At 63.6% G+C, this 2,955-nt stretch carries 3 protein-coding genes and 1 pseudogene; 1 reads left to right on the top strand and 3 read right to left on the bottom strand.

What is annotated here, in order from left to right; genetic code table 11:
- From eno to IE266_RS26640, 3 genes and pseudogenes are all read right to left on the bottom strand, one after another.
- Positions 1-253 (bottom strand): annotated as a pseudogene (gene eno, locus IE266_RS26650) (phosphopyruvate hydratase); the annotation flags it as partial.
- Positions 254-275: 22 nt separating this feature from the next.
- Positions 276-476 (bottom strand): pyruvate kinase alpha/beta domain-containing protein, encoded by a 201-nt coding sequence (locus IE266_RS26645; RefSeq protein WP_189683169.1) that lies wholly within the window; start codon positions 474-476, stop codon positions 276-278.
- A 173-nt stretch (positions 477-649) separates the two neighbouring features.
- Entirely contained in the window at positions 650-1,360 is a 711-nt protein-coding gene (locus IE266_RS26640) for an IS6 family transposase (protein ID WP_189683168.1), read from the bottom strand.
- A gap of 188 nt (positions 1,361-1,548) precedes the next feature.
- Here IE266_RS26640 and IE266_RS26635 point away from each other — a divergent pair, with 188 nt between their 5' ends.
- Positions 1,549-2,802, top strand: a complete 1,254-nt coding sequence (locus tag IE266_RS26635; protein WP_189683167.1) for an NAD(P)/FAD-dependent oxidoreductase — start codon at positions 1,549-1,551, stop codon at positions 2,800-2,802.
- The last annotated feature ends 153 nt before the right edge of the window (positions 2,803-2,955 follow it).

Here is a 2,955-nt window from a genome sequence, read left to right as displayed (position 1 = left end):
TGGCATCGAAGCCGATCAGCTCTTCGGCGATCTCGCCGTTGACGGCAGCAACCGCCTCCAGCACGCCCTTGCCCAGATAGCGCGACTTGTCGCCGTCGCGGCGTTCGACCGCCTCGTAGGCGCCGGTCGAGGCGCCCGAGGGAACGGCGGCGCGGCCCAGGGTGCCGTCTTCCAGGATCACGTCCACCTCGACGGTCGGGTTGCCCCGGCTGTCAAGGATCTCGCGGGCGTGGATGTCGATGATGGTGCTCATGGCCCAATCCCCTGCCTTGGTTTTATCGGAACGTAGCAGCTCGGATGTTGTTGGTGCTGCCGACCTGGCCGAAAGGCACACCGGAAAGTATGACCATCTTGTCGCCAATCTGCGGGGCCAGCAATTTCTGACACTCATCCTTGGCAGTCAGCACCATGCTGTCATAATCCGAGGCCGAGGCTTCGAGTACGGAGCGCGCGCCCCAGACCTGGTCGTAAAGCATTGCCTTATGGCATGCGCTTCAGTTGTTTCACCGATCGAGATCTTTGCCGCCGATGACGTTGGTCGTCGCCGGCACTGGTCTGACGCGGACAAGATCCGGATCGTCGAGGAGAGCCTTCGGGGGGGATTGCCAACTTGTTCTGATGCGTGCGAATTCGGCCTGAGCGGCGTCTTTCAGGCGGTCATTTCAAGGGTGTATCCGGCCCACAGGTCATGGGCATCGGATCTGGCGTGGCAATAGGATGTGGCGGAGAGGCGATAGCGGCGGGGCCGGAAGATCGTGTTTATCTGGTCATGCGCGTCGAGGAACCTCTGTGCCTGCCTTGGTGACTTAAACTTGCCCATAAGCTTTTCGCGCTTTCGGGTCGGTCGGTGGGACCCTTCGATGCGGTTATTTAGGCCTTTATGCGCTCGGTGAGCGGCACCCGGCGCCAATTCGCGAATTGGTTTGACATAACTACGCAGCTTGTCGGTGACGATGACACGCGGCGCGCCGAACCGGCCGACCAGCCCCTTGAGGAAACGCCTTGCAGCCCTGGCGTTCCGCCGGGGCTGTACCAGAATGTCGAGCACGTAACCGTCCGCGTCGATGGCCCGCCAGAGCCAGTGTTCCCTCCCGCGCATCGAGGTGACGACCTCATCGAGATGCCACTTGCCGCGGGAGTCGGGCCTGCCGCGCTTGATGCAGCTGGCGAAATGGTGGCCAAATCGGTTGACCCATTTCCGGACCGTTTCCCGACTGACGATCACGCCGCGTTCCGCCAGCAGGTCCTCGACCTCCGCCGTGCTGAGCGCAAACTGATGGTACGCCCAGACCGCGTAGGCAACGATCTCGCGGTGGAAGCGGTAGCCTTTCAAACGTGGCATCTCGAACGGTGCTTTCATTCCGGATGCTTATCCAACGGAGCCATCCCGAACAAGTTGGCAATGCCTCTCAACCTATTGTGCGGGCCGTTTCCGTATGTCCCCCTTGCTGGGGAAGACCGCGAACGGCCATCCGGGCCATATGTTGCATCAACCGGCTGGCGCTGTCCGGCACCTACTGATGCAACCGAAAGGACAGGGTCCAACCGATGCAGAACATCGTCATCCTCGGCGCCGGACAGGCCGGGTTCCAGACCGCCGCATCGCTGCGCCAGCTTGGATTCGACGGGACCATTCGCCTTGTCGGCGACGAGCCCGGCCTGCCCTATCAGCGTCCGCCGCTGTCCAAGGCCTACCTGCTTGGCAAGACCGACACCGCCGGATTGCAGTTCCGCCCCGACACATACTTCGCCGACAGCCGTGTGGCGTTGATCGAAGATACCGCCTCAGCCATCGACCGCACAGCAAAACGGGTGTCGCTGGCCCGGGGCGAGGCGCTGGAATACGACCATCTCGTGATCGCCACCGGCGCGCGCAACCGCCTGCTGCCGGTGCCGGGCGCCGACCTCGGGGGCGTCATGGGGCTGCGCACGCTGGCTGATGCCGACCGGCTAGGCGAAAAGCTGAAGCAGGTTGAAGATGTCGTCGTCGTCGGCGCGGGCTTCATTGGGCTGGAATTCGCCGCCGTTGCTGCCACGCTCGGCAAGACCGTGCATGTCGTGGAACTCGCCGACCGACCAATGCAACGCGCTGTTTCGGCGGCGATGTCGGACTGCTTCACCGTCGCCCACCGCAACTGGGGCGTGACGCTGCACCTTGGCGCAGCGCTCGCGCGGCTGACCGGCAAGCGCCAGGTGTCGGGCGTGGAACTGGCCGACGGCTCGCATATCGCAGCGGGGCTGGTGGTCTATGGCATCGGTGTTCAACCAAATGCAGAAATCGCACAGGCGGCAGGCCTTCATGCCCCGAACGGGATCACGGTGGACGCCTTTCTGCGCACCCCCGATCCGGCGGTTTCGGCTATCGGCGATTGCGCGCTGTTCCCATGCGCACAGGCGGGTGGTCAGGCGATCCGGCTGGAGTCGGTGCAGAATGCCGCCGACCAAGCCCGCGCGCTGGCCGCCAACCTAACCGGCACGCGAACTCCCTACACCGCCCTGCCGTGGTTCTGGAGCGATCAGGGCGACCTGAAACTCCAGATGGTCGGCTTGTCGAAAGGCCACGACCGGACGGTCACGCTGGGCGATACGGGCGCGCGGGCCTTTTCGACCCTGCTGTTCCGTGACAACCGCCTGATCGCCACCGAATCCGTCAACCGGCCCGCCGACTTCATGATCGCCCGCAAGCTGCTCGGCACCCCGGGCCGCGCCCTGCCCACACCAGACGAGGCCGCCTCCGAAAGTTTCGATATGCGCGCGTGGGAAAAGGCCATTGCGCCCCATCCCGAAAGGAACTCCGCATGATACGCGCCGATAAGATGACCCCGCGTGACGCAACTGAGGCGACCGGGTGTTGGCAGACTAATTCGAACCAGTCTTGGCTGAGGGAGTCGTAAGAACGGTTCCGTCGGAAACTTTCCTGCAGGACGAGCGGAGCCGTCCGGCAGACATAACTAT

Source organism: Seohaeicola zhoushanensis (assembly GCF_014656415.1).
Lineage (GTDB): Bacteria > Pseudomonadota > Alphaproteobacteria > Rhodobacterales > Rhodobacteraceae > Seohaeicola_A > Seohaeicola_A zhoushanensis.
Note: the sequence above shows the minus strand (reverse complement) of the source record. Positions and strands in the feature narration are given on the sequence as shown.

What these genes read in the sequence shown, in the direction of transcription:
- IE266_RS26645 (WP_189683169.1), bottom strand. Translation starts at nt 476, where the DNA reads ATGCTTTACGACCAGGTCTGGGGCGCGCGCTCCGTACTCGAAGCCTCG.
- IE266_RS26640 (WP_189683168.1), bottom strand. Translation starts at nt 1,360, where the DNA reads ATGAAAGCACCGTTCGAGATGCCACGTTTGAAAGGCTACCGCTTCCAC.
- IE266_RS26635 (WP_189683167.1), top strand. Translation starts at nt 1,549, where the DNA reads ATGCAGAACATCGTCATCCTCGGCGCCGGACAGGCCGGGTTCCAGACC.